This window comes from Mesorhizobium sp. WSM4847, from assembly GCF_055811335.1.
In genome coordinates, this window is the sequence record NZ_JBVVPY010000003.1 from 271,546 (window position 1) to 295,420 (window position 23,875).

Consider the following 23,875-nt stretch of genomic DNA (forward strand, 5'->3'; position numbering starts at 1 on the left):
GCGAAGCGGAGCGGGGTGGGGGCGGCGCTGCCCCCGCCCCGTCTCACGAACTTTGCTTCGCAAAGATCGTTTGCCGACCCTCCCCACGAGGGACCCACGAGGGGGAGGGAGAGGCGCCTAATGCCTGAAATGCCTGACGCCGGTAAACACCATGGCGATGCCGTGGGCGTCGGCGGCGGCGATGACATCGTCGTCGCGCATCGAGCCGCCCGGCTGGATGACGGCGGTGGCGCCGGCTTCGATCGCCGACAGCAGCCCGTCGGCGAACGGGAAAAAGGCGTCCGAGGCGACGACAGAACCCTTGGTCAGCGGCTCGGCCAGGCCGGCTGCCTCGGCCGCGTCGAGCGCCTTGCGCGCGGCGATGCGCGAGGAATCGACCCGGCTCATCTGGCCGGCGCCGATGCCGACGGTGGCACCGTCTCTGACATAGACGATGGCGTTCGACTTGACGTGCTTTGCGACGCGGAAAGCGAATTTGAGATCGGCCATTTCGGCCCGCGTCGGCGCCCGCTGGGTCACCACTTTCAGGTCGAGGTCGTCGATCACCGCATTGTCGCGGCCCTGGACGAGCAACCCGCCGGAAACGGATTTCACGGTGGAGCCGGCTGCGCGCGGATCGGGCAAGCCGCCGGTGACCAGCAAGCGCAGGTTCTTCTTGGCGGCGACGATGCGGATTGCTTCTTCGGAAACGGCCGGCGCGATGATGACCTCGGTGAAGGTTTTGACGATCTCTTCGGCTGCCTCGGCATCGAGGGTCCGGTTCATCGCGACAATGCCGCCAAAGGCCGACACCGGATCGCAGGCAAGCGCCTTGGCATAGGCCGCCTTCAGCGAAGCGCCCTCGGCGACGCCGCACGGATTGGCGTGCTTGATGATGGCGATGGTGGCGGAGCGGGCCGGATCGAACTCGCCGACCAGTTCGAAGGCGGCGTCGGTGTCGTTGATGTTGTTGTAGGAAAGCTGCTTGCCCTGAAGCTGGCGCGCCGTCGCGACGCTCGGCCGCTTGTCGCCATCGACGTAGAAGCCGGCGCCCTGGTGGGGGTTCTCGCCGTAGCGCATCACCTGGTCGAGCCTGCCGCCGAAGGCGCGCCAGGTGGGATGTTCGATCTCCAGCGCTTCGGCGAACCAGCCGGAAATCGCCGCATCATAGGTCGCGGTGCGGGCGAAGGCCTTGGCCGCCAGCTTCTTGCGGAAATCCAGCGAGAGCGAGCCGAAATTCATCTCCAGCGCGTTGAGCACCGAGGCATAGTCCTCGGGATCGGTGACGATGGCGACGTAAGCGTGGTTCTTGGCCGAAGCGCGGATCATCGCCGGGCCGCCTATGTCGATGTTCTCGGCGATCGAGGCGTAAGCGGCGCCGGAGCGGCGGACATCCTCGAAAGGGTAGAGATTGGAGACGACGAGATCGATCGGCTCAATACCATGATCGCGCATCGCCGCGGCGTGTTCGGGATCGTCGCGCACGCAAAGCAGCGCGCCGTGCACGGACGGATGCAGGGTCTTGACGCGGCCGTCCATGATCTCGGGAAAGCCGGTGAGTTCGGAGACGTCGCGCACAGCCATGCCTGCCTCGGCGATCGCCTTTGCCGTGCCGCCGGTGGAGACCAGCTCGACGCCGGCCGCGGCCAGCGCCCTGGCGAAATCGATGAGCCCGGTCTTGTCGAAAACGGAAAGCAGCGCGCGACGAACGGGAACGAGGTCGGGCGCGGGAATGTTCTTGGCGGCGACGGCCATGGGCTGGCGGCCTTTCACGGCTGGTTGGGACAGTGTCCGCGCGCCGTAGCACATGAGGCCTGGAAATCAAACTGCGGGACTAACCGCAGTCTCAGCTTTTTGCCGGATGACCGGCGATGGCCGTCCGTGTCAGTTGCCAATGGACTTCGGAAATCTCTGACGCCTTGAAGGCCAGCACGATCTGCCGGCTGCGGCGCGGGCCGCCAAGACCGGCGAAATAAATGGATTCTTCGACCTCGGGCGCCACCTCGGTGCAGGTGAACACCCATGTGTCGGCTTCATCGGCGGTCAGCACCAGACGGTCGTGCTCGTCCTTGAGCAGGCCTATGTCGGGATGGATGTGGAAGCGCACGGTGACGAAATCGCGGCCGTTGTTGCGGATTGCAGCATTGCCCGGCCGCAGAAGGCGATCCCTGCCGGCGAGCACATTGCCGTTCGTCGACAATTTCAGTTCGCGCTCATGCAGCAAGCCGAAGCGCGCGACATAGCCGTCATGGCGAGCCAGAAAACCCTGTGTGCCTTGCTGGTCGGTGCGCTTGCAAGGCACATGCTGCGGGCCGCCGATCAACGGCGTGCCGAGCAGATCGTTGACGCGCAGCGAGTGGCTGAAACGCGCCGACGAGGTGTCGTTGATGGTGGCTGTCGAATGGGCGGCCGTGGCGCGGGCAAGCGGCCGGAATTCGGCGGCGCCATAGGTGTCCACGCCGGCGTTGACGACATAGTGGCGGCGGCCGGAAGACAGCTCGAAGGAAAGGCATCCGGCGTGCGCCGCGTTGGAAACATCGATGCGCGGTGGCGGGCCGGTATCGGCGATCACGGTGACGCCGCCCATGGAGAGGCGCTCGTAGCCCGAATGCGGTGCGTGCAGCAATGGCGCGCCGGCGGTGTCGTCGTGGCGCAGAATGGTGGCGATGCGGTTGTGGATGGTCGCGCCCATGCCGTTGAAGCGGGCGAGGCTGCCGTCCTGGTGGCGAAAGAAACGCAGCGCCGGCAGCATGCGATCGATGGCGCCCATCAGCGCCGCCGGCGGCGTTTCGGCCTGATTGGCATAGGTCTGGCGCAGCGGCAGAAGGTCGGCGAGGATTTCAAGCACGGCCATCGGATTGCGCGAAATATGGCCGCCATCCGGGAGAATCTGACGGTCGAGTTCCTCGGCGAGGTTGCGGGTCGCGCCGCGCAGCGCCGATGCCGGCGCCGGTAGCGACAGAGCGGCAAAGGCAAGCGCGATGCGGGCGCGCAGCCTGTCCTTGCCGTCCGGCATCTCGCGTGCCATCGCCCTGAGATAGCGGATCTGCATGGCCAGCGATTTCAGGAAGGCCCGGTAGAAGGGAAATTCAGCACCCTGCAGCACCACCGAGGAATGCTGCAGCCAGGCAATGACGCGCTTGGCCGTCGTGCCGGGCTCCCAGGCGACACCGGAAATATTGCTGCCATGGATGGTGATCCAGTCGGAGACCAGCGCGCGGGCATTGGCGGCGGCAAGCTCGGTGCCGGCGGCGCGCATATGGCGCAGCCAGCGAAAGCCGTGCAGGGCCTTTTGCCAGCCGGGATTGGCCACGGCAATCTGGAAGGGCGACTTGCCGCCGGTCTCTACCAGATGTCCCGACAGCGGATAGCGGCCATAATAAATCTCGAGCGCAATCTGTCGGTCGGCCAGGCGCAGGTCTGGCGGAGCGATCAACACGCGTTCCGGTGTGCGGCCGGAGTAGCGCCAGCGATGGATCGGCCCGCCACGCAGGCGCCGGCGCGTCTTGCGCCAGAACTCCTTCGCGACAAGCGTCCATAGACGCGTCGTGCTGCCGGCAGCGATCGCCAAAAGCCCTCCTCATAGCGCCCAATCCGAAGACAAGCTTATGTGATTCAAGAACTTATGCGAAGGTGAATTCCACGGAGGCCTTGAAATTCAGCCTGTTTTCCGCAGGATTCTTCCTAAAACAGTCTTCAAATTTTCAGCGTTGGCCGGTTCTGCGCATGCGGGCGGCGAAGAAGCCATCCAGGCCGGACCGTTCCGGTGAGCCGAGCTCCAGATCTGCGGGCGTGGTGCGCAGAGTGCCCTGCGGCGTCAGGAACGGATCGATGCCGGCGATCTCGCCCGGGCGGAGCGGGTCGTCGACGACATCAGCCGTCCCGGCGAGGAAGGCGCGATGGAGCGCCTCGCCTTCGAGCGGGTCGAGCGAGCAGTTGGAAAAGACGATGCGCCCGCCAGGCCTGACCAGGCTGACGGCGCGGGCGAGCAGCCTGCGTTGCAGATCGGCGAGTTTTTCGATGTCGGCCGCCGTCTTCGTCCACGGCACGTCGGGATGCCGCCGCACCGTGCCGGTCGAGGAGCAGGGCGCGTCGAGAAGGACGGCGTCGAACAGTTGTTCCGGCTCGTATTTGAGCAGATCGGCCTGGACAACCTCTGCGGACAGACCGAGCCGTTCGAGGTTCTGCGAGAGCCGCGCCAACCGGTTCTTCGAGGAATCGATCGCGGTGACCGTGGCGCCGCCGAGAATGAGCTGAGCGGTCTTGCCGCCGGGGGCGGCGCAGAGATCGGCGACGCGCAAACCCCTCACGTCGCCGAAAAGCCGGGCAGGAAGGCTGGCGGCGGCATCCTGGACCCACCAGGCGCCGTCTTCAAAGCCGGGCAGTTCAGTGACCGAGGCGCTGAGTTTCTCCACGCGCACAGTGCCGGTCGGCAGCACGATGCCGCCGAGCCGCTCCGCCCACAGCGCAGGATCGGTCTTGACCGTGAAGTCGACCGGCGCCTCGTATCTGTGGGCGGCGAGGATTTGCCTGGCTTTTTCAGTGCCACAGGCGGCTTTCAGCCGGTCGGAAAACCATTTCGGCGCTTCGTCGGTGGCGGCAAGCGCTGCAGCCAGTTCGGCCTGCTTGGATCGCGCCAGCGTGCGCAGCACGCCATTGACGAGACCGGAGAAGCGCACCGTGCGCGGATCGGACTTGGCGTGGGTCACGGCAAGGTCGACTGCGGCGCTGTCGGGAATATCGAGGAACAGGATCTGCGCCGCTGCTACATGCAGAATATGCGAAAGCGCGGTGGCGTTGGGTGGCAGCGGCTTTTCCAGGCGGCGGGCCAGCAACCCTGATATGGTCATGCGGAAGCGCAGCGCAGTGACCAGTATGGCGCGCACCAGCGCCCGGTCACGCAGGTCGAGCGCCTTGTATTGCGGATGGCCGTTCTCGTGGTCGGTCAGCCCGTCCAGCGGCGTCCTCGCATCGATGACGGCGGCCAGCAATCGTGCCGCGGCCTTGCGCGCGGCCAGGCCGGCAATAGGTTCGCCGGGGCTCGGTGCATTGTTTTCATGATCGCCTGAAATTCGGTGCCGGCGTTTCGCTTCGCTCACGACCACGGACCCTTGGGTCCGGTCGGATTGCGGCCCCAGGGATTGGACTTCGGCCTGGCCGGTTCAGCCGGCTGCTCAGCTTTCTCCCACGGGCCCGAAGGCCGCTGTTCGTCTGCCTGCCGCGGCATCGGCGTTTGCGGCCGCGCGGAGGCGGATGCGCCACCGGCCATGTCCTGCGCCATCGCCTGCAGGGCAGCGATGCGGTTGTCGGTGCTCGGGTGGGTCGAAAACAGGCTGTCCATGCGCTCGCCGGAAAGAGGATTGATGATGAAGAGGTGGGCAGTTGCCGGATTGCGCTCGGCATCCGGGTTGCGGATGCGTTCGGCGCCGCGAGCGATCTTGTCAAGGGCCGAGGCAAGCCAGAGCGGCTGTCCACAGATCTCGGCGCCGCGCCGGTCGGCCTCGTATTCGCGGGTGCGGCTGACCGCCATCTGCACGATCATCGCGGCAAAGGGCGCCACGATCATCGCCACCAGCACACCGATAATGCCAAGCGAATTGTTGTTGTCGCGATTGCCGCCGAAAAAGAAGGCGAAATTGCCGAGCATCGAGATCGCGCCGGCAAGCGTGGCGACGATCGTCATGGTGAGCGTGTCGCGGTGCTGCACATGGGCGAGCTCGTGCGCCATCACCGCCGCGACTTCCTCATGCGACAGTTGCTGCAACAGCCCGGTGGTGGCGGCGACCGCGGCATTCTCCGGATTGCGGCCGGTGGCGAAAGCGTTGGGCTGCGGGTTGTCGATCAGATAGGTTTTCGGCATCGGCAGGCCGGCCTGTCTGGCGAGGCTCTGCACGATGGCGTAATATTCCGGGGCGTTCCTTTCGTCGACCTCGACCGCGCGGTTCATCGACAGCACCATCTTGTCGGCGTTCCAATAGCTGAACAGATTCATGGCGGCGGCAATCAGCAGGGCGATCACCATGCCGCCCGATCCGCCGATCAGATAGCCGACGCCCATGAACAGCGCGGTCATCGCTGCCAAAAGCATGGCGGTGCGAAGTGTGTTCATTGTCTGCTCCGTTTCTGCCGGCCTTCCGCAAAAAGGGTCGATCCTTGTCGGCTCATCGCTATATGATGGGAAACGTGTGGCCCTGTTTCAATTGGGCCATGTTTCAATCGCCGGGAATATCGCATGATCGACGAAGCCAATATATCAGGCGAAACCAGCAATGCAGACGCCGGCCCCGGTCACGACGTGCCGCAAAGGACGCTGACACCGGCAGCCCGCCGCGCTTTGGCGGAAGCGGAAGCACGGCGCGAACACTATCGCCAGCGGGAAGCCGCGATGCCCCGGGAACTCGGCGGCCGTGGCGGCAGGGAACCCGGCCGCTATGGCGATTGGGAAGTGAAGGGCCTGACCAGCGATTTCTAAGGGCCAGCGATTTCTAAGGGTATGTCGATATTCAGGTGATGCCGGCCTGCGAACAGCGGATTCCTGCGCTTCTCACGGACCTGAAAGTCCGCTCCGTTCCGGTTCTCGGAACCCACCTAGTCTGGTCGCTTCGCGCCCGTCTTCGACTCCGGCTCGGCCTGACCTGAATCTCAACATACCCTAAGCCGCAGCGCGCTCCGCGCCGAGGACAATCCAGCCGCGGTCGTCGACGGTGACGCCGATCCCGTCATAACCGGCGATCGCAGCATGCGGCGTTTGCAACGGATGCTGGTGCGTGGCGCTGATCACCACGACGGTGGCTCCCGCGGCCTCGGCCGCCGCTATCCCGGCGGGCGCATCTTCGAAAACGAGGCAGTCGCGCGCGTCGACGCCCAGTCGCTCGGCCGCCAGCCGGAAGCAATCCGGCGCCGGCTTGCCGCGGGAAACGTCCTCGGCCGCGACAAGGGTGGCGGGAAGCGGGATGCCGGCGGCCGCGATGCGCAGCAGAGCCAGCTCGCGCGGCGCCGAAGTGACGATTGCCCAGCGCTCGGGTGGCAGCGACGCCAGAAACGCCGCGGCGCCGGCGATTGGAAGGATGCCGTCGATATCGGCCACCTCGGCCTGCAGAAGCGCATCGGCTTCACGCATCGGGTCAACGCCTGGAAGCGCCAGCCGAGCGATGGTCTCGATCGCTCGCACGCCGTGGATCGTTGGCAGGAATGCGGCAACGTCGAGATCTTGCCGGCGTGCCCAATCTGCCCAGACCCTTTCTGCCGCGGCAATCGAATTGACCACCGTGCCGTCCATATCGAACAGCAAGGCTGCGAATTTTCTGCCTGCGAACATCTGCTATCCCAAGTTGTTTCGGAAGGAACCAAAGCCTGTCGATCGACCGTAACGTCGCACCGGCGGCATGGGAAGGCACGAGATCGCCTTTTTCGACAGACCAGGGAACCACGGCCGGCCATCTCGCGTTAATCCAATCGTCTTCCACGACACTCACAAGAGGGGATCCGCAATGCTGATTCGGCTCGGCTACGAAATCGCCATCGACTGTGCTGAATCCACCCCGGTGATTTCGCTGCTCGAGATCCACAAGCAGCGCCAGGCCGACATCAAGCGGCAAACGCGCGTGCTGACCTCGCCTTCCGTCCCAACCAGGCTCTATCACGATCTTTATGGCAACACCTGCCGCCGCTTCACCGCGCCTGGCGGAGGCTTTCGCATTCTTTACGACGCCGTCGTCGAGGACAGCGGCGAGACCGACGAGGTCAACACGCTGGCCAGGGAAGTGCCGGTGGCGGAGTTGCCCGACGAGGTGCTCTGTTATCTGCTCGGCAGTCGCTATTGCGAAACCGATCATCTCAGCGATCTGGCCTGGCAGGTTTTCGGGCCTGTTCCATCCGGCTGGGCCCGGGTGCAGGCGATCGTCGACTATGTCCACAACCGTCTGTCGTTCGGCTACGGCTATGCGCGCCCGACCCGCACGGCGGCGCAGGCGCATGAGGAGCGCGTCGGCGTCTGCCGCGACTTCGCTCATCTGGCGATCACGCTCTGCCGCTGCATGAACATCCCAGCCCGCTACGTGAACGGTTATCTCGGCGACATCGGCGTGCCGGTCGACCCGGCACCGATGGATTTTTCGGCGTGGCTGGAAGTGTTCCTCGACGGCAAGTGGTACACGTTCGACCCCCGCCACAACATGCCGAGGATCGGCCGCGTCGTCATCGCGCGCGGCCGCGACGCGACCGACGTGCCGCTGCTGCACAGTTTCGGCCCGCACCGGCTCAGCCTGTTCAAGGTCTGGACCTACGAGCAGGAAAGCAATCTGTTCAACCCGCCTCATCGCGGCGTCGACAGGACGGCCAGCGCGCAGATGCTGACATAGCGGCGCAGCGCGTCCAGCGCGTCCGGCTGTTACGATCATCGGGCTGTCCTACGGATATGATGCGCCTGATCCGCTTCGGCACAGACCCTCTGTGCCGGATCGGGATCGGGCTGTTGTGCTCCACGGCAGACGTCGGGATCATGGTAAGCGCTTGGTAAACCCGAAACTGCCGCAGCGGCTTGTCGTTTACCAGTTGTTTACATTGCCGCATTTCGAAACAAAGCAAAAACAATGGCTTGACGATGAGCCGCTGGCTTTTGCTGCGTTGACGACGCCGTCCGGCCGGAATCCTGCAATGCGGCCTTCACACGGCTTCGAGGTCGTGGCGAATGGAGGCGAAAGCATGCGGCGTTTTGGGGGTCTTGTTCACGCGATCGGCGGCTTTGCCCGAGATCGAAGCGGAAATTTGGCGGTTCTGTTCGGCATGGTCGCGTCGGTGCTGGCGCTTGGCGTTGGCTTTGCCGTCAATGTTTCCCAGCTCTACAACACCAAATCGAGCTTACAGGGCGTGGTCGATGCGGCGGTGACCTCGACGGCACGCGACCTGACCACCGGCGTCATCAACGAGGCCGACGCCAACAAGTCGGTGCAGGCGTTTCTCGATGCCAACAGCCGAGCGGGCATGCTGCAGGCTGATCGGATCGTCCTCGACAAATTGACCATCGACAAAATCGCCAAGACGGTTCAGGCGGAGATCCATGTCGATCTTGGCCTCTATTTTCCAATCTTCGGCATGGGCGACATGAAGCGCATTGCCGCATCGACGACGGCAGTCTATTCGGACAAGACGATCGAAGTGGCGATGATGCTCGACGTCACAGGTTCAATGGCCGGCCAGAAAATAATCGACCTGAGGACGGCCGCAGCGAACGCGGTCGACAGCTTCCTGGGCGGTCAGGACCCCGCCAGCCCCCGAGTGCGAGTCTCCATCGTGCCCTACGCCAATTCGGTGAATGCCGGCGCGCTTGCCGGCAGCAGCGTCTACGTCGAAGCCTCGACCAGCCAGCGCAAGCAGGCGCCCGGCAATGGCGCTATACAGTATGTCTCCGGCTTAACGCGTCCGGACAATTGCGCCACTGAGCGCAAGGGCACCTATCAATATTCGGATGTAGGTCCCGACATCAGCATGATCAATCGCGATTACCTGTTGTCGTTCTTCGCCTGGCCGACCGGCACGGCTGCCTGCCCGGTCGCCGCGTTGAAGCCGCTGACGGCGGACGCCGTGGCGCTCAAGAACGTCATCAAGAACTTTGTCGCATCGGGCGGCACCGCGGGCCATATCGGCGTGCAGTGGACCTGGTACATGCTTTCGGAAAACTGGGGCAGTGTGATGAACGCGTCGCAGCGGCCGGCCAAGGCGGATCCGAAAAAGGTCGCCAAAATCGCGATCCTGATGACCGACGGCGAGTTCAACCTGTCCTATTTCGATGCCAGCACTGTCGGTGAGGTCTACAATGATGCCGGCAAGGAACCGACCCGCACGGCAGCCAAGACGCTCTGTACCGCCATGCGCGACAAGGGCATCGAAATCTTCACCATCGGTTTCGATCTCAACGAGGAGAATGCCCAGGCGACACTGCAGAATTGCGCGAGCCCGGATACCGGCAAGATCAAGCACTTCTATCAGGCCGCGAACGGGACGGAGCTCAACCAGGCTTTCCAGGATATAGCGCGCAACATCGAAAGCCTGGCATTGACCAAATAGAGGGCATTGACCAGGCAGGATCCGGACAAGGAAAAGGCCGCCACTTCTTTCGAAGCCGGCGGCCTTCCGTGTTTCCGTCCATGGCGCGGCTCATGGCAGCGACGTGACTTAAAGTGCTGGAGCGTCCTTTGCGCATCCAAAGGACGCGCGGCGCTCCAGGCGTCGCCAGCCGCGCATCTCGCGCCTTAACGGGAAGACTGCTTCCCGAAAGTGCAATCCGCTGAGGCCACGTTCTGGAAAACGAAATCACTCGACATCGGATCACCTCCTTTCGATTTGTTGAACACGCCCTCATGATGGGGTGTCGATCTGCAAATGGCAAGGCGCCATCGTGAAAATGCGGTGCGCGTTTGCCGCTAACTGCTTGCGGCTATCCGATCGGACAGGCAATGTCGCTGCCGGACCGCCAGGGGCTGAGCAGGAGGAACGCGGATGGAGGCAGCCGAGAGAGCCGCACGGATCGTTCGAACGGTTATCGAGACGTTGAAGCCGGGTTTCGCGGTCAAGCTGTGGAACGGCGAGCGGATCGGCCCAGCCACCGGCCCCGTGGTCACCATCAACGACCAGGACATCGTCTGGCAGGTGATGCGGCGGCCCAACCTCTCGACGCTGATCGAAATGTGGATTTCCAAGACCATCGACGTGGAAGACGGGTCGCTGTTCGATTTCTACGCTCTGCCTGCGCAGGGCAAGCTCAGGGCGAAGCTCAAGTCGTTGCCCAAGCTCGCGGTCCTGCGCGACCTGCCAGCCGTGCTGTTTTCGCGAAAACAGATGACGGCGCGGACCGACCTTTCCGGGCGCAACCCCTTCGTCAGCGGGTCGAACAGGCAGGCAATCCAGCACCACTACGATATCTCGAACGCCTTCTACCGGCTCTTCCTCGACGAACGCATGGTCTATAGCTGCGGCTATTTCACCGATTTCGCCAATGGCATCGACCAGGCGCAGAAGGACAAGCTCGATCATATCTGCCGCAAGCTGCGGCTGAAGCCCGGCGAAAGGCTGCTCGACATCGGCTGCGGCTGGGGAGCCATGCTCATCCATGCCGCGAAAAATTACGGCGTCGTCGGCCATGGCGTCTCGCTGTCGGAAGCCCAGACCCAGCTCGCCCGCGAGCGCATCCGTGCTGAGGGACTGGAGGATCGCATCACCATCGAGATAAAGTCCTATGCCGAGCTGTCCGGCTCCTTTGACAAGATCTCGTCGATCGGGATGTTCGAGCATCTGGGGCTGGCCAACCACGCCGCCTATTTCTCGACCATTCGTCGCCTGCTCAAGCCGGGCGGCATCTATCTGCATCACGCCATCACCCGGCGCGACAAGGGCAGCATCAAGAAGACCTTGCGCAAGGGCCCGGAATTCAAAGCGCTGATCAAATACATCTTTCCCGGCGGCGAACTCGACACGATCGGCATGACGCTCGGCAATCTCGAAGCGCACGGCTTTCTTGTCTACGATGTCGAGAATTTGCGCGAGCACTACGCCCGCACCTGCCGTCTGTGGGCCGAGCGCCTCCACGCACGCTTCGATGAAGCGATCGCCGAGGTCGGCGAAGCCAAGGCGCGCCTCTGGCTGCTTTATCTCACCGGCTGTTCGATCACTTTCGAACGCGCCTCGGCGCAGATTTTCCAGACCGTCGTCACCAAGCGCGCGCGGGGCCCGAGCGGACTGCCGCCGACGCGGGCGGACCTTTATCGGTAGAGCGGGAGCGAGCCGATCTCATCCGATCGGGTTTCCGCCGAACGTCGACCGGATGTTTCTTATGCCCGCTTGTTCTGCCGGTTGGCGATGAGGTCGTCGACGACCGCCGGGTCGGCCAGCGTCGAGGTATCGCCGAGCGCGGCAAAATCGTCCTCGGCGATCTTGCGCAGGATGCGACGCATAATCTTGCCCGAGCGGGTTTTCGGCAGGCCAGGAGCGAACTGAATCTTGTCGGGCGTGGCGATGGCGCCGATGTCCTTGCGGACGTGGGCGACAAGTTCCTTGCGCAACTCCTCGTTCGGCTTCTCGCCAGCCATCAATGTGACGTAGCAGTAGATGCCCTGGCCCTTGATGTCGTGGGGGTAGCCGACGACGGCGGCTTCGGAGACTTTCTCGTGCGAAACCAGCGCGGATTCGACCTCGGCCGTGCCCATGCGGTGGCCGGAGACGTTGATGACGTCGTCGACGCGGCCGGTGATCCAGTAGTAGCCGTCGGCGTCGCGGCGGCAGCCGTCGCCGGTAAAATACTTGCCCTTGTAAGTCGAAAAATAGGTCTGCACGAAGCGCTCGTGATCGCCATAGACGGTACGCATCTGGCCCGGCCACGAATCGGCGATGCAGAGATTGCCGCTGGCAACGCCTTCCAGCACCTTGCCGTCGCCGTCGACCAGTTGCGGCTTGACGCCGAAGAACGGCTGCGTCGCGGAACCTGCCTTGAGCGGGGTGGCGCCGGGCAGCGGCGTGATCAGGATGCCGCCGGTCTCGGTCTGCCACCAGGTGTCGACAATCGGCACCTTGCCGTTGCCGACGACATCGAAATACCACTCCCAGGCTTCCGGGTTGATCGGCTCGCCGACCGTGCCGAGCACGCGCAGCGATTTGCGCGAGGTCTTGGTGACATGGGCGTCGCCGGCACCCATCAGCGCGCGCAAAGCCGTCGGCGCGGTGTAGAAGATGTTGACCTTGTGCTTGTCGATGACCTCCCAGAAGCGGGATTGCGACGGATAGTTCGGCACCCCTTCGAACATCAGCGTGGTGGCGCCGTTGGCGAGCGGCCCGTAGACGATATAGCTGTGGCCGGTGACCCAGCCGACATCGGCGGTGCACCAGTAGATGTCGCCGTCGTGGTAGTCGAAGACATATTGGTGGGTCATCGAGACGTAGACGAGATAGCCGGCGGTGGTGTGCAGCACGCCCTTCGGCTTGCCCGTCGAGCCCGATGTGTAAAGGATGAACAGCGGGTCCTCTGCCTTCATCTTCTCCGGCTTGCATTCCGCCTCAACTGTCGCGATCTCGTCATGGTACCAGACGTCGCGCCCCGGAGCCCAACCAACCTTGGCGCCGGTGCGGCGCACGACCACGACCTTGTTGACCATCACGAAGTTCTTCGCGGCGATGTCGATCGCCTTGTCCGTGTTCTCCTTCAAGGGAATGGACTTGCCGCCGCGCAGGCCTTCATCGGCGGTGATGACGAAAGTCGATTCGCAGTCGACGATGCGGCCGGCCAGCGCGTCCGGCGAAAAGCCGCCAAAGACCACCGAATGGATGGCACCGATCCGCGTGCAGGCAAGCATCGCATAGGCGGCTTCCGGGATCATTGGCATGTAGATGGTGACGCGGTCGCCTTTCCTGACGCCGTGCTTCTTCATCACATTGGCGAGTCGGCAGACATGCGCGTGGAGCTCGTTATAGGTGATCTTCCTGTCGTCGTAGGGATTGTCGCCTTCCCAGATGATGGCGGTCTGGTCGCCACGCTTCTTCAGATGCCGGTCGATGCAATTCCACGAAACATTGGTCTCGCCGTCCTCGAACCATTTGATCGAGACCTTGCCGTCGAAGGAGGTGTTCTTGACCTTGCTGTAGGGCTTGAACCAGTCGATGCGCTTGCCGTGCTTGCCCCAGAACTTGTCCGGGTTCTTCACGCTGTCAGCGTACCATTTCAAATAAGTGTCATTATCGATCAGCGCATTCTTCTTCCACGCCGGCTGGACGCGATGGACATGAACCTCGGACATATCTTTGCCTTCCTCCCGAAACCAGGCCGCCCGGCTTGACCGCCGGCGGCATCGCGGCGAAGCGGCCGCGAATTCGCGCGCATTATTAACAGTTCCGCGGTGACGGCAACATTAGACGTTGGATTCGCGCGGCGGGATGCCGCAGAGGTTTGAGTTGCCGCTATCAGCACTCGACCACGATCGCTGCTAACTGCATGTTTTTGTGTCGTAAATCAGGCCTCTAACTACGAAATATCAATAGACGATTAAGCAAATAGCGCGCACAATTTCAAATTGGGAGGAAGGAGAATCAACCAGGGGACCGCGATGCGCGACCATTCCGAAATGGACCTGATGCTCAAGGGCTACGGCTTGACCACGGCCAAGATCCTTTATCATTTTCCCGATCACCCGCATCTGCTGCAGAGCTTCATCTGGCAGGACTATGACATCGCTCCGAAATTTCCGGTGCTGATCCGGTTCATCGAATTCTGGCAGGCCAAGCTCGATGGTCCGCTGCATTCGGTGAGCTATACGCACCAGAAGCTGATCGCGCCCAATGAGTGGCGGAAGCTCGATGGCGAGTTCGTGCTGCATTAGTTTAGGGCAACGGCGCAGGATGTCAGCTTGCAATCGTATTGGGTGCTGAGGTCGGCGCTTTGCGGTGTCCGGCAGGACAGAGGGCCCGCGCGCATTAGACCGCAGGTGGGCTCAGCCGGGCAAAACCCTCCTGCCGGCGATACGGAAAATACGGATAGGCTGCGGTCACCGCACTTGCCGCGTCGAGCGTCTTGATTTGGTCTGATGTCAATGACCAACCGACGGCACCAAGATTCTGGCGCAGCTGTTCCTCGTTGCGCGCGCCGATAATGACAGAGGCGACGGTCGGCCGCTGCAGCAACCAGTTGATGGCGATCTGCGGCACGGTCTTGCCGGTTTCCCTGGCCACGGCTTCGAGCGCATCGACAACCCTGTAGAGCAGCTCGTCTTCGACCGGCGGGCCGAAGCTTGCGGTGTCGTGCAGCCGGCTTTTTTCCGGCAGTGGCTCGCCGCGGCGGATCTTGCCGGTCAGGCGGCCCCAGCCGAGCGGGCTCCACACCAGCGCGCCAACGCCCTGGTCGAGGCCGAGCGGCATCAACTTCCATTCATAGTCGCGCCCGACCAGCGAATAGTAGACCTGATGGGCGACGTAGCGCGGGTAGCCGTGCTTGTCCGCCAGCCCGAGCGATTTCATCACTTGCCAGCCGGAAAAGTTGGAGACGCCGACATAGCGCAGCTTGCCGGCACGCACGAGACTGTCCAGCGTCGACAGCACCTCCTCGATCGGCGTTGCGGCGTCGAAAGCGTGCAGCTGCAGCAGGTCGATGTAATCGGTGCCGAGACGCTTGAGCGCGTCCTCGACCGCCTTGATGAGGCGCGAACGGGAGGAGCCGGCATCATTGGGCCCGTCGCCCATCGGCAGCGAGGTCTTGGTCGAAATCAGCACGGCATCGCGGCGGCCCTTGACGGCCGCGCCGAGCACTTCCTCGGAGGCGCCGTTCGAATAGACGTCGGCGGTGTCGAACAGATTGACGCCGGCCTCCAGGCAGATGTCGACCAGCCGCCGCGCTTCCGTCGCATCGCTGTTGCCCCAGGCGCCGAACAGCGGCCCCGAGCCGCCGAAGGTTCCAGCGCCGAACGAGAGCGCCGGAACCTTCAGGCCCGAGGCGCCAAGACGTCGATAATCCATCTTTTTCTCCTGTGATGTCTAAGGGGTTCGTCGGGTTGCTACGAGCGGGCAGATGCCGGTTCTCCAAGCGTCGGGCGATCGAGGCGCAGCGCCAGCCACGCCACGGCGAGCGCCGAGAGCGGCAGCAGGGCGGCGAGCCAGGTGACGGCGCCGAGGCCGGGGCCATGCGCGATGACCATGCCGCCGAGCCAGGCGCCGGCGGCGTTGCCGAGGTTGAAGGCGGCGATGTTGAAGGACGAGGCGAGGCTCTGGCCGGCGCCTTCAGCCTTTTCCAGCACCCACATCTGCAGCGGCGCTACGGTGGCGAAGGCGGCGCCGCCGAGCAGGCCGACATGGATGACAGCCATCGCCCGGCTGTGCAGGGCGAAGGTCATCGTGCCGAGCACCAGCGCCAGCACAACGAGACTGCCCAGCACGGAAGGCACCAGCCAGCGGTCGGCGAACTTGCCGCCGGCGAGATTGCCGGCGATGAGGCCGCCGCCGAAGACAAGCAGGATCGGTGACACTGCCGCTTCCGCAAAACCGGTGATCTCGGTCAGCAGGGGGGCGATATAGGTGAAGACGGCGAAGACGCCCGCATAGCCCAGCACGGTGACGGCGAAGCCAAGCAGAACCGGGGCGCGGCCGAGCACGGCGAGATCGCCGCGCAGGTCGCTCTTTTCCAGCGCTGCCGGGCTGCGCGGCACCAGCAGGAGAATGATGGCGAAGGCGACGATGCCGACCAGGGTTACAGCCCAGAAGGTCGCCCGCCAGCCGAAGGCCTGGCCGAGCCAGGTGCCGAAGGGCACGCCGAGGATGTTGGCGATGGTCAGGCCGGTGAACATCAGGGCGATCGCCGAGGCCTTCCTGTTGGGAGCGACCAGCCCGGTCGCAACCACCGCACCAACGCCGAAGAAGGTGCCGTGGGCGAAGGCGGTGAGCACGCGGGCAGCCATCAGCGTCCAGTAGTCGGGGGCCAGCGCGCAGGCGAGGTTGCCCAGCGTGAAGACCGCCATCAGCGCCAGAAGCACGGTCTTGCGCGGCCAGCGGCCGGTGGCGATCGTCAGCAGCGGCGCGCCGATGACGACGCCCAGCGCATAGCCGGAGATCAACTGGCCGGCGGCCGAGATCGAGACGCCGAGATCGGCGCTGACGTCGAGCAGCAGGCCCATGATGACGAATTCGGTGACACCGATGCCGAACGCACCAGCGGCGAGAGCATAAAGTGCAAGAGGCATTGCGGTTCCCACTCCGACAGCAGTTTTGACGACAGGACGCCGTGTCCTCCTGCGCCCCGACCCGGAAGATCGTGTTGCCATGTGCTGTGAACCAGCCTTGCGTCGGGCACATTGTCTGTGAAATAGATTCACGAATGGCGAGGCCTGACATCAACCGCTCCGGCGAGATCGAAGTGTTTGTCCGTGTCGTCGAAGCGGGCAGTTTTTCGGCTGCGGCGCGGATGCTGCGGATGACGCCGTCGGCGGTGAGCAAGCTGATTGCGCGACTTGAGGCGCGGCTTGGCGCGCGGCTGATCAGCCGTTCGACGCGCAAGCTCCAATTGACTCCAGAAGGCGCGGCCTTCTTCGACAGCGGCGTGCGCATCCTGGCCGACATGGCGGCAGCCGAGCGCGAGGCGGCGGCCGGTGCTGCGCCGCGCGGCCGGCTGCGGGTCAACAGCTACGTGCCGTTCGGGCAGCACCGGCTGATCCCGCTCTTGCCGCGCTTTCTCGAACGCTATCCGGAAATCGCCATCGATCTGGTTTTGACCGACAATGTCATCGACCTGATGGAGGAGCGCGCCGATGTCGCCATCCGCGCCGGGCCGCTCGGCGAATCACGTTTGGTGGCGCGCAAGCTCGGGCAGAGCCGGCTGGTCGTCGTCGCCGCGCCATCGTACATCAGGACGCATGGCGCGCTCCAAACGCCGGCCGATCTCGATCATCACAACCGGATGGGTTTCTGCTTCGTGCGCCATGTCGACGGCTGGCCCTTCGTCGCTGCGGCCGGCGACGCCTTCATCGTCCCGATCACCGGAAACGCGCTGGTCAGCGACGGCGAGGCGATGCGGCTGATGGCGCTTTCGGGCACTGGCATCGCCCGGCTGGCGCGCTGGCATGTCGAGCCCGACATCGCCGCCGGCCGGCTGGTCCCGCTTCTGGAGGACTTCAACCCCGGCGACGAGGAGCTTACCCACGCTGTTTACGTCGGCCAGGGCAAACATTTGCCGGCCCGAGTGCGGGCCTTTCTCGACTTTCTGGTCGAGACGGTCCGGCTGAGCTGAGCCCAAGAAAGATCGGGAGCCCGCCGGCTCCCGAAATCGAAGATGAGATTTACTTCTTCTCCGCAAAGGGCGCCGGACGCCGGCCAGCCGCCTGGCGCTCGAGCATCCAGCCCGGATATTCGGATGGCAGCGCGCTGACTTCGTCGAGACGAGCAAGATCGTCGCTGTCGAGCTTCAACTCGGTGGCGGCAAGGTTCTGTTCGAGCTGCTCCATGCGGCTGGCGCCGATGATCACGCTCATCACGAAAGGCTTGGCCAAGACATAGCCAAGTGCCACCGTGGCGACGCTGACGCCGTGCTTGCCGGCGATCTCGCGCATGACGGCGACCGCCGCCCAGGCGCGGTCTTCATTGACCGGCGGGAAATTGAAGCTGGCGCGGCGGCCCTCGCCATTGCCAGGCGCGCCGGGTCCGTATTTGCCGGAAAGCAGCCCGCCCGCCATCGGCGACCAGACCATCAGCCCAAGCTTCTCCTCGTTGAGCAGCGGCACGATCTCGCGCTCCAGATCGCGGCCGGCGATCGAATAGTAGGACTGGACCGTCTCAAAACGGGCAAAGCCCTTGCGTTCGGCGATGCCCAATGCCTTGGCGATGCGCCAGGCCGCCCAGTTCGAGACGCCGACATAGCGGACCTTACCGCTGGCAACCAGATCGTCGAGCGCCCTGAGCGTCTCGTCGATCGGCGTTACCGCGTCGGTGCCGTGCAGCTGATAGAGATCGATATGGTCCAGTTGCATCCGTTCGAGACTGCCGTCGACCGAATCTATGATGTGGCCGCGCGAGGAGCCGCGCTGGTTGGGGCCGTCGCCCATGGCGCCATGGACTTTGGTGGCGATGATCACGTCCTGCCGCTCGATGCCGAGATTGCGCAGCGACTGGCCGAGAAACCGTTCCGATGCGCCGAAGGAATAGACATCGGCCGTGTCGAAGAAATTGATGCCGGCGGCGAGCGAGCGCTGGACGATCCTGTCGACGCCATCCTGGTCGAGGCTGGCGATCAGGCCCCATTGGTTGTTTTGGTCGGCGGCGCCGAAGGTCATGGTGCCGAGGCAAAGTTCGGAGACGAACATCCCCGTGTTTCCAAGTTGATTGTAACGCATGGTGGCTCCGGAAAGTTTTGGAATGATCCGGTCGATATAGGAACGGTACGTTTCGTTTCTATATGTTGGCGTAACGGCCTGGTGGTTCTGGACCAACTGTCCGCTAGCGGCTGCCGAAGATCGCCGAGCCGACCCTGACACTTGTCGCGCCGAAGGCGATCGCGGTTTCGTAGTCGCCGGACATGCCCATCGAAAGCGCCTCCACACCTGCCTCCGTGCCGAGCTTTTCCAGCAGCGCGAAATGCGGGCCGGGATTCTCATCGGCCGGCGGAATGCACATCAGGCCTTCGATGGCGAGACCATGGACCTCGCGGCAGCGCGTAACGAAGGGTACGGCTTCGCGCGGCTCGATTCCTGCCTTTTGCGGTTCCGAGCCGGTGTTGACCTGAACGTAGAGTTTTGGTGACCGGCCTTGCCTGGCGATTTCCTTGGCGAGTTCGGCGGCGATCTTCTCGCGATCGACCGTCTCGATGACGTCGAACAGGGCGACTGCTTCCTTCGCCTTGTTCGATTGCAGCGGACCGATCAGGTGCAGCTCGATGTCGGGGAAGGCTTGCTTCAGCGCTGGCCATTTGGCTTGTGCTTCCTGGACGCGGTTCTCGCCGAAGACGCGCTGCCCGGCGTCGATGACCGGGCGGATATCGTCGGCGCTGAAGGTCTTCGAGACCGCGACCAGCGTCACCGCGCCGGCTTGCCGTCCTGCCTCGCGCTCGGCGGCGGCGATCCTCGCCTTGACCGTGAAAAACTGTTCGACGGCGCTCGCCATGCCTATATCCTGACTCTGGTTTTTGTCCTGGCCGGGGCGTCGCAGTTGACGGGTCCGGCAATCCATGGTGAACACCGCGACGACATTTCCTGAGCCGCCGGGCATGTCCGGCTGTTCGCGCATGCTTTTTAAGTGAAAAACACCCAATGGCAACCGAACGATACAATCCGCGCGCATCAGAGCCCAAATGGCAGGAGGCCTGGGACGCCAAGAAGCTGTTCGAGGCTGACAACGACGACCCGCGTCCGAAATACTACGTGCTCGAGATGTTTCCGTATCCGTCGGGGCGCATCCATATCGGCCATACCCGCAACTACACGATGGGCGACGTGGTGGCGCGCTACAAGCGGGCCAAGGGTTTCAACGTGCTGCACCCGATGGGCTGGGACGCCTTCGGCATGCCGGCCGAGAACGCGGCGATGCAGAACAAGGTCCATCCCAAGGACTGGACCTATCAGAACATTGCCGCCATGCGCGAGCAGCTCAAGGTCATGGGCCTGTCGCTCGACTGGGCGCGCGAATTCGCCACCTGCGATGTCGACTACTACCACCGCCAGCAGATGCTGTTCCTCGATTTCGTCGAGAAGGGGCTGGTGACGCGCAAATCCTCCAAGGTCAACTGGGATCCGGAGGACATGACGGTGCTTGCCAACGAGCAGGTCATCGAGGGACGCGGCTGGCGCTCCGGTGCGCTGGTCGAACAGCGCGAGCTGACGCAGTGGTTCTTCAAGATCACCGACTATGCGCAGGACCTGCTGGACTCGCTGGAGGGCCTCGACGAGTGGCCAGAAAAAGTCAAGCTGATGCAGGCGAACTGGATCGGCCGTTCGGAAGGCCTGCTGATCCGCTGGCCGCTGGCCGCGCCGATTGCTGGCGAGGGTGAGCTGGAGGTCTACACGACGCGGCCTGACACCATCTTCGGCGCCTCCTTCATGGCGGTCGCAGTTGACCATCCACTGGCCAAGAAGGCGGCCGAAAACAATCCGGCGCTGGCCAAGTTCATCGACGAGGTTCGCCACATGGGCACTTCGGTGGCGGCGCTGGAAACGGCCGAAAAAAAGGGCATGGATACCGGTATACGAGTCGTCCATCCGTTCGACGCGAACTGGACGCTGCCTGTCTATGTCGCCAATTTCGTGCTGATGGAGTACGGCACCGGCGCCATATTCGGTTGCCCGTCCGGTGACCAGCGCGACCTCGACTTCGCTAACCGATATGGCCTGCCGGTCATTCCGGTGGTGATGCCGGAAGGCGAGATCCAGGGAAACTTCCAGATCATCGACGAGGCCTATGTCGGCGACGGCGTGATGATCAATTCGCGCTTCCTCGACGGCATGAAGCCTGATCAGGCGTTCGACGAAGTGGCCAAGCTGCTGGAACAAAAGACCATCGGCAACCGGCCGATGGCCGAGCGCAAGGTCAACTTCCGCCTGCGCGACTGGGGCATTTCGCGCCAGCGCTACTGGGGCTGCCCGATCCCGATGATCCATTGCGAGGATTGCGGCGTCGTGCCGGTGCCGAAGGCGGACCTGCCGGTCAAGCTTCCCGACGACATCGAATTCGACCGGCCGGGCAATCCGCTCGACCGCCATCCGACCTGGCGGCACGTCAAATGCCCGCAATGCAGCAAGGATGCGCGCCGCGAAACCGACACGATGGACACGTTCGTCGATTCGTCGTGGTATTTCGCGCGCTTCACCGCGCCCCGGGCGAACGACCCAACCGATCCCAAGGCAGCTACCGAATGGCTGCCGGTCGACCAGTATATTGGCGGCATCGAGCACGCCATTTTACACCTGCTCTATTCGCGCTTCTTCACCCGCGCCATGCGTGAGACCGGCCATGTCGACCTCGCCGAGCCGTTCAGGGGTCTGTTCACGCAAGGCATGGTGGTGCACGAGACCTATCGGGTCGGCAGGGGCGCGAACAGCCGCTGGCTTGCGCCCAGCGAGGTGCGGCTGGAGGACGTCGATGGCAAGCGCCGAGCCATAGAAATCGCGACCGGCGAAGAGGCGGTGATCGGCCCGCTCGAAAAAATGTCGAAGTCGAAGAAGAACACGGTGAGCCCCGAAGAGATCACCGACGGCTACGGCGCCGACACCGCGCGCTGGTTCATGCTGTCGGACTCGCCGCCCGAACGTGACGTCGAATGGACCGACGAGGGCGCCGCCGGCGCGCACCGCTTCATCCAGCGTATCTGGCGCCTGGTGTCGACAGCCGCCGAATCGCTCGCCGGAATCCAGCCGGCAGCGGCGAAGCAGGGCGAGGCAGGGACTGTTTCCAAGGCCGCGCACAAGATCCTGAAATCGGTGGGCGAGGACATTGAAAAGCTCGCCTTCAACCGCGCCATCGCCCGCATGTACGAACTCGCCAATGCGCTCAACACGCCGCTCAACGAGGCGGCCGAAGGCAAGGCCGATCCGGCGCTCAAGGCTTCTTGCCGGCAAGCCGTCGACATCCTCGTGCATTTGATTGCGCCGGTCATGCCGCATCTGGCCGAGGAATGCTGGCAGGCGCTCGGCGGCACCGATCTGGTCGCCGAACGGCCCTGGCCTGTCTTTGATCCGTCGCTTGTCGTCGACAGCGAGATCGTGCTGCCGGTCCAGGTCAACGGCAAGAAGCGCGGCGATTTGACAATTGCCCGGGACGCGGACCAAGGTGCCGTCGAAAAAGCGGTTCTGGCTCTCGACTTCGTGCAGAAAGCGCTCGAAGGTAAGGCACCGCGCAAGGTGATCATCGTCCCGCAGAGGATCGTCAATGTCGTTGCCTGATCCGAGGAAGACAGAAGTGACGCATTTGCTGCGCCGTGCCGCGCTGTATGGGCTGGTCGCTTCGGTTGCGCTGGTTTCGGCCTGCACGGTGCGCCCGCTCTATTCGAGCGCGCCGCTGTCGGCCGGCTCGCAAGTCGGGGCTGCCGCCGAACTCGGGTCCATCTCGGTCAAACCGGTCAACACCCGTTACGCCCAGCAGGTCCGCAACAATCTGATCTTCGCGCTCGGCCAGGGTGCGGGCGAGCCGGCGTCCCCCGCCTATTCGCTCGATCTCGGCGTTACCGAACTTGTTGAATCCGCTGCAACCGTGCAGATCACGACCGATGACGACGAGCCAACGGCGGGCACGGTGACACTGACCGCGAATTATCTCCTGACCGACGCCAGGACCGGCAAGACCATCGCGACCGGCAAGCGCTCGATAGCGTCGTCCTTCGACAGGCCGCGTCAGGAGTTTGCCTCCTACCGGGCGCAAATCGACGCCGAGAACCGCGCGGCGCGCGAGCTGGCGGATCTGCTGCGCCTGTCGATCGCGCAGGATCTGGTCAAGCACGGCAAGACAGTGGCCGGTTAGAATTTTTCGGCTTGGGCCGAGACGTTCCGGTTACCGCCGAGGCCTGATTGATGGCGCAAAAAAAGGCCGATTGCTCGGCCTTTTTTATGTGAACACCGCGTCTTGATTTCAGCCGATTGTCTGGCCGGTCTTGGCCCAGTCGGCGAGGAATTGCTCCAGGCCCTTGTCGGTCAGCGGGTGCTTGACCAGCGCCTTCAGCGTCGCCGGCGGCGCGGTGATGACGTCGGCGCCGATCAGTGCGGCCTGCTTGACATGGTTCACCGTGCGCACCGAGGCGGTCAGGATCTCGGTCTGGAAATCATAATTGTCGTAGATGTTGCGGATATCCGCAATCAGCTCCATGCCGTCCCAGCCGCTGTCGTCGATGCGGCCGACGAAGGGCGAGATGAAGGAGGCACCGGCCTTGGCGGCGAGCAGCGCCTGGGTGGCCGAGAAGCACAGCGTAACATTGACCATGCGGCCGTCCGACCGGATGTCCTTGCAGGCCCTCAGGCCGTCGAGCGTCAGCGGCACCTTGATGCAGACATTATCGGCGATCCTTGCCAGGATCTTGGCCTCCGCCATCATGTCCTTGTATTCGGTGGCGACGACTTCGGCCGAGACCGGTCCCTTGACGATCTCGCAGATCTCTCTTGTGACGTCGGCGATCTTGCCGCCGGATTTGAGGATCAGCGAAGGATTGGTGGTGACGCCGTCGAGCAGCCCCAAATCATTTAGTTCACGGATTTCCTTGACATCGGCGGTGTCGACAAAAAATTTCATGACGGTCTCCTGAAGATTTTTATCGCATCGGCCCGAAAATCGAATCGATTTTCGGAAGCACGATGCGAGGTTTAAAGTTCTAGAGCGTACTTTGTGCGTCCGGATGGACGCACGTCGCTCTAGTGCGTGTCATGCACATTTGGGGTCGGACTTTGATCTAGACCAAAGTCGGGGC

19 protein-coding genes are annotated in these 23,875 nt (G+C 63.5%); 8 read left to right on the plus strand and 11 right to left on the minus strand.

Annotated elements, in window-relative coordinates; all coding sequences use genetic code 11:
* Positions 1–117 precede the first annotated feature (117 nt).
* From purH to htpX, 4 genes are all read right to left on the minus strand, one after another.
* Positions 118–1,734 (minus strand): bifunctional phosphoribosylaminoimidazolecarboxamide formyltransferase/IMP cyclohydrolase, encoded by a 1,617-nt coding sequence (purH, locus tag AC0L28_RS05860; protein WP_473476145.1) that lies wholly within the window; start codon positions 1,732–1,734, stop codon positions 118–120.
* Between the two features lie 91 nt (positions 1,735–1,825).
* Positions 1,826–3,550 (minus strand): heparinase II/III family protein, encoded by a 1,725-nt coding sequence (locus AC0L28_RS05865; protein WP_128168599.1) that lies wholly within the window; start codon positions 3,548–3,550, stop codon positions 1,826–1,828.
* A 133-nt stretch (positions 3,551–3,683) separates the two neighbouring features.
* Entirely contained in the window at positions 3,684–5,084 is a 1,401-nt protein-coding gene (locus AC0L28_RS05870) for an RsmB/NOP family class I SAM-dependent RNA methyltransferase (protein ID WP_473476147.1), read from the minus strand.
* On the minus strand, positions 5,075–6,088 hold the full coding sequence (gene htpX / locus AC0L28_RS05875) for a zinc metalloprotease HtpX (RefSeq protein WP_023800104.1): 1,014 nt from the start codon (positions 6,086–6,088) through the stop codon (positions 5,075–5,077). Before htpX ends, AC0L28_RS05870 begins: the two co-directional genes overlap by 10 nt.
* Before the next feature lie 123 nt (positions 6,089–6,211).
* Here htpX and AC0L28_RS05880 point away from each other — a divergent pair, with 123 nt between their 5' ends.
* Positions 6,212–6,451: a DUF1674 domain-containing protein gene (locus AC0L28_RS05880; RefSeq protein WP_473476150.1), complete on the plus strand. Its 240-nt coding sequence runs from the start codon at positions 6,212–6,214 to the stop codon at positions 6,449–6,451.
* Between the two features lie 180 nt (positions 6,452–6,631).
* Here AC0L28_RS05880 and AC0L28_RS05885 read toward each other — a convergent pair whose 3' ends face one another.
* Entirely contained in the window at positions 6,632–7,297 is a 666-nt protein-coding gene (locus AC0L28_RS05885; protein ID WP_023800102.1) for an HAD-IA family hydrolase, read from the minus strand.
* Positions 7,298–7,469: 172 nt separating this feature from the next.
* On the opposite strand from AC0L28_RS05885, the gene AC0L28_RS05890 reads away from it, so the two are divergent.
* The 3 genes from AC0L28_RS05890 (at position 7,470) to AC0L28_RS05900 (ending at position 11,745) form a co-directional block, all read left to right on the plus strand.
* On the plus strand, positions 7,470–8,339 hold the full coding sequence (locus AC0L28_RS05890; protein WP_023800101.1) for a transglutaminase-like domain-containing protein: 870 nt from the start codon (positions 7,470–7,472) through the stop codon (positions 8,337–8,339).
* Between the two features lie 343 nt (positions 8,340–8,682).
* Positions 8,683–10,044 (plus strand): pilus assembly protein, encoded by a 1,362-nt coding sequence (locus AC0L28_RS05895; RefSeq protein WP_128168594.1) that lies wholly within the window; start codon positions 8,683–8,685, stop codon positions 10,042–10,044.
* A gap of 432 nt (positions 10,045–10,476) precedes the next feature.
* Complete coding sequence (locus AC0L28_RS05900; RefSeq protein WP_023800100.1) at positions 10,477–11,745, plus strand: SAM-dependent methyltransferase; 1,269 nt, start codon at positions 10,477–10,479, stop codon at positions 11,743–11,745.
* Between the two features lie 59 nt (positions 11,746–11,804).
* Here AC0L28_RS05900 and acs read toward each other — a convergent pair whose 3' ends face one another.
* Complete coding sequence (acs, locus tag AC0L28_RS05905) at positions 11,805–13,760, minus strand: acetate--CoA ligase (protein ID WP_473476155.1); 1,956 nt, start codon at positions 13,758–13,760, stop codon at positions 11,805–11,807.
* A gap of 306 nt (positions 13,761–14,066) precedes the next feature.
* On the opposite strand from acs, the gene AC0L28_RS05910 reads away from it, so the two are divergent.
* A complete protein-coding gene (locus AC0L28_RS05910) occupies positions 14,067–14,339 on the plus strand; it encodes an usg protein (protein ID WP_077380769.1) in 273 nt (90 codons plus the stop codon).
* A gap of 94 nt (positions 14,340–14,433) precedes the next feature.
* Here the strand turns inward: AC0L28_RS05910 and AC0L28_RS05915 are convergent, their stop codons facing one another.
* Both AC0L28_RS05915 and AC0L28_RS05920 read right to left on the minus strand, forming a co-directional pair.
* The gene (locus AC0L28_RS05915) at positions 14,434–15,468 is read right to left on the minus strand and encodes an aldo/keto reductase (RefSeq protein WP_473476157.1); all 1,035 of its coding nucleotides are present in this window, start codon (positions 15,466–15,468) and stop codon (positions 14,434–14,436) included.
* A 38-nt stretch (positions 15,469–15,506) separates the two neighbouring features.
* A complete protein-coding gene (locus AC0L28_RS05920) occupies positions 15,507–16,685 on the minus strand; it encodes an MFS transporter (RefSeq protein WP_473476159.1) in 1,179 nt (392 codons plus the stop codon).
* A 134-nt stretch (positions 16,686–16,819) separates the two neighbouring features.
* On the opposite strand from AC0L28_RS05920, the gene AC0L28_RS05925 reads away from it, so the two are divergent.
* A complete protein-coding gene (locus AC0L28_RS05925; protein WP_023800095.1) occupies positions 16,820–17,728 on the plus strand; it encodes a LysR family transcriptional regulator in 909 nt (302 codons plus the stop codon).
* Positions 17,729–17,777: 49 nt separating this feature from the next.
* Here the strand turns inward: AC0L28_RS05925 and AC0L28_RS05930 are convergent, their stop codons facing one another.
* Positions 17,778–18,827 (minus strand): aldo/keto reductase, encoded by a 1,050-nt coding sequence (locus AC0L28_RS05930; protein WP_473476161.1) that lies wholly within the window; start codon positions 18,825–18,827, stop codon positions 17,778–17,780.
* Between the two features lie 103 nt (positions 18,828–18,930).
* Entirely contained in the window at positions 18,931–19,593 is a 663-nt protein-coding gene (locus tag AC0L28_RS05935) for a YggS family pyridoxal phosphate-dependent enzyme (RefSeq protein ID WP_419695124.1), read from the minus strand.
* A gap of 146 nt (positions 19,594–19,739) precedes the next feature.
* Here AC0L28_RS05935 and leuS point away from each other — a divergent pair, with 146 nt between their 5' ends.
* Positions 19,740–22,364, plus strand: a complete 2,625-nt coding sequence (leuS, locus tag AC0L28_RS05940) for a leucine--tRNA ligase (protein WP_473476165.1) — start codon at positions 19,740–19,742, stop codon at positions 22,362–22,364.
* Positions 22,351–22,938 carry an LPS assembly lipoprotein LptE gene (locus tag AC0L28_RS05945; protein ID WP_473476168.1) on the plus strand — a complete coding sequence of 196 codons (588 nt, stop codon included), beginning with the start codon at positions 22,351–22,353 and terminating at the stop codon, positions 22,936–22,938. The genes leuS and AC0L28_RS05945 overlap by 14 nt, the downstream gene beginning before the upstream one ends.
* Positions 22,939–23,046: 108 nt before the next feature.
* On the opposite strand, the gene fsa is transcribed toward AC0L28_RS05945, so the two are convergent.
* Positions 23,047–23,700, minus strand: a complete 654-nt coding sequence (gene fsa, locus AC0L28_RS05950; RefSeq protein ID WP_473476171.1) for a fructose-6-phosphate aldolase — start codon at positions 23,698–23,700, stop codon at positions 23,047–23,049.
* Positions 23,701–23,875 lie beyond the last annotated feature (175 nt).

Coding starts and splice junctions, on each gene's coding strand:
- purH (WP_473476145.1), bottom strand. CDS start 1,734: ATGGCCGTCGCCGCCAAGAACATTCCCGCGCCCGACCTCGTTCCCGTT.
- htpX (WP_023800104.1), bottom strand. CDS start 6,088: ATGAACACACTTCGCACCGCCATGCTTTTGGCAGCGATGACCGCGCTG.
- AC0L28_RS05880 (WP_473476150.1), top strand. CDS start 6,212: ATGATCGACGAAGCCAATATATCAGGCGAAACCAGCAATGCAGACGCC.
- AC0L28_RS05885 (WP_023800102.1), bottom strand. CDS start 7,297: ATGTTCGCAGGCAGAAAATTCGCAGCCTTGCTGTTCGATATGGACGGC.
- AC0L28_RS05890 (WP_023800101.1), top strand. CDS start 7,470: ATGCTGATTCGGCTCGGCTACGAAATCGCCATCGACTGTGCTGAATCC.
- AC0L28_RS05895 (WP_128168594.1), top strand. CDS start 8,683: ATGCGGCGTTTTGGGGGTCTTGTTCACGCGATCGGCGGCTTTGCCCGA.
- AC0L28_RS05900 (WP_023800100.1), top strand. CDS start 10,477: ATGGAGGCAGCCGAGAGAGCCGCACGGATCGTTCGAACGGTTATCGAG.
- acs (WP_473476155.1), bottom strand. CDS start 13,760: ATGTCCGAGGTTCATGTCCATCGCGTCCAGCCGGCGTGGAAGAAGAAT.
- AC0L28_RS05910 (WP_077380769.1), top strand. CDS start 14,067: ATGCGCGACCATTCCGAAATGGACCTGATGCTCAAGGGCTACGGCTTG.
- AC0L28_RS05915 (WP_473476157.1), bottom strand. CDS start 15,468: ATGGATTATCGACGTCTTGGCGCCTCGGGCCTGAAGGTTCCGGCGCTC.
- AC0L28_RS05920 (WP_473476159.1), bottom strand. CDS start 16,685: ATGCCTCTTGCACTTTATGCTCTCGCCGCTGGTGCGTTCGGCATCGGT.
- AC0L28_RS05925 (WP_023800095.1), top strand. CDS start 16,820: ATGGCGAGGCCTGACATCAACCGCTCCGGCGAGATCGAAGTGTTTGTC.
- AC0L28_RS05930 (WP_473476161.1), bottom strand. CDS start 18,827: ATGCGTTACAATCAACTTGGAAACACGGGGATGTTCGTCTCCGAACTT.
- AC0L28_RS05935 (WP_419695124.1), bottom strand. CDS start 19,593: ATGGCGAGCGCCGTCGAACAGTTTTTCACGGTCAAGGCGAGGATCGCC.
- leuS (WP_473476165.1), top strand. CDS start 19,740: ATGGCAACCGAACGATACAATCCGCGCGCATCAGAGCCCAAATGGCAG.
- AC0L28_RS05945 (WP_473476168.1), top strand. CDS start 22,351: ATGTCGTTGCCTGATCCGAGGAAGACAGAAGTGACGCATTTGCTGCGC.
- fsa (WP_473476171.1), bottom strand. CDS start 23,700: ATGAAATTTTTTGTCGACACCGCCGATGTCAAGGAAATCCGTGAACTA.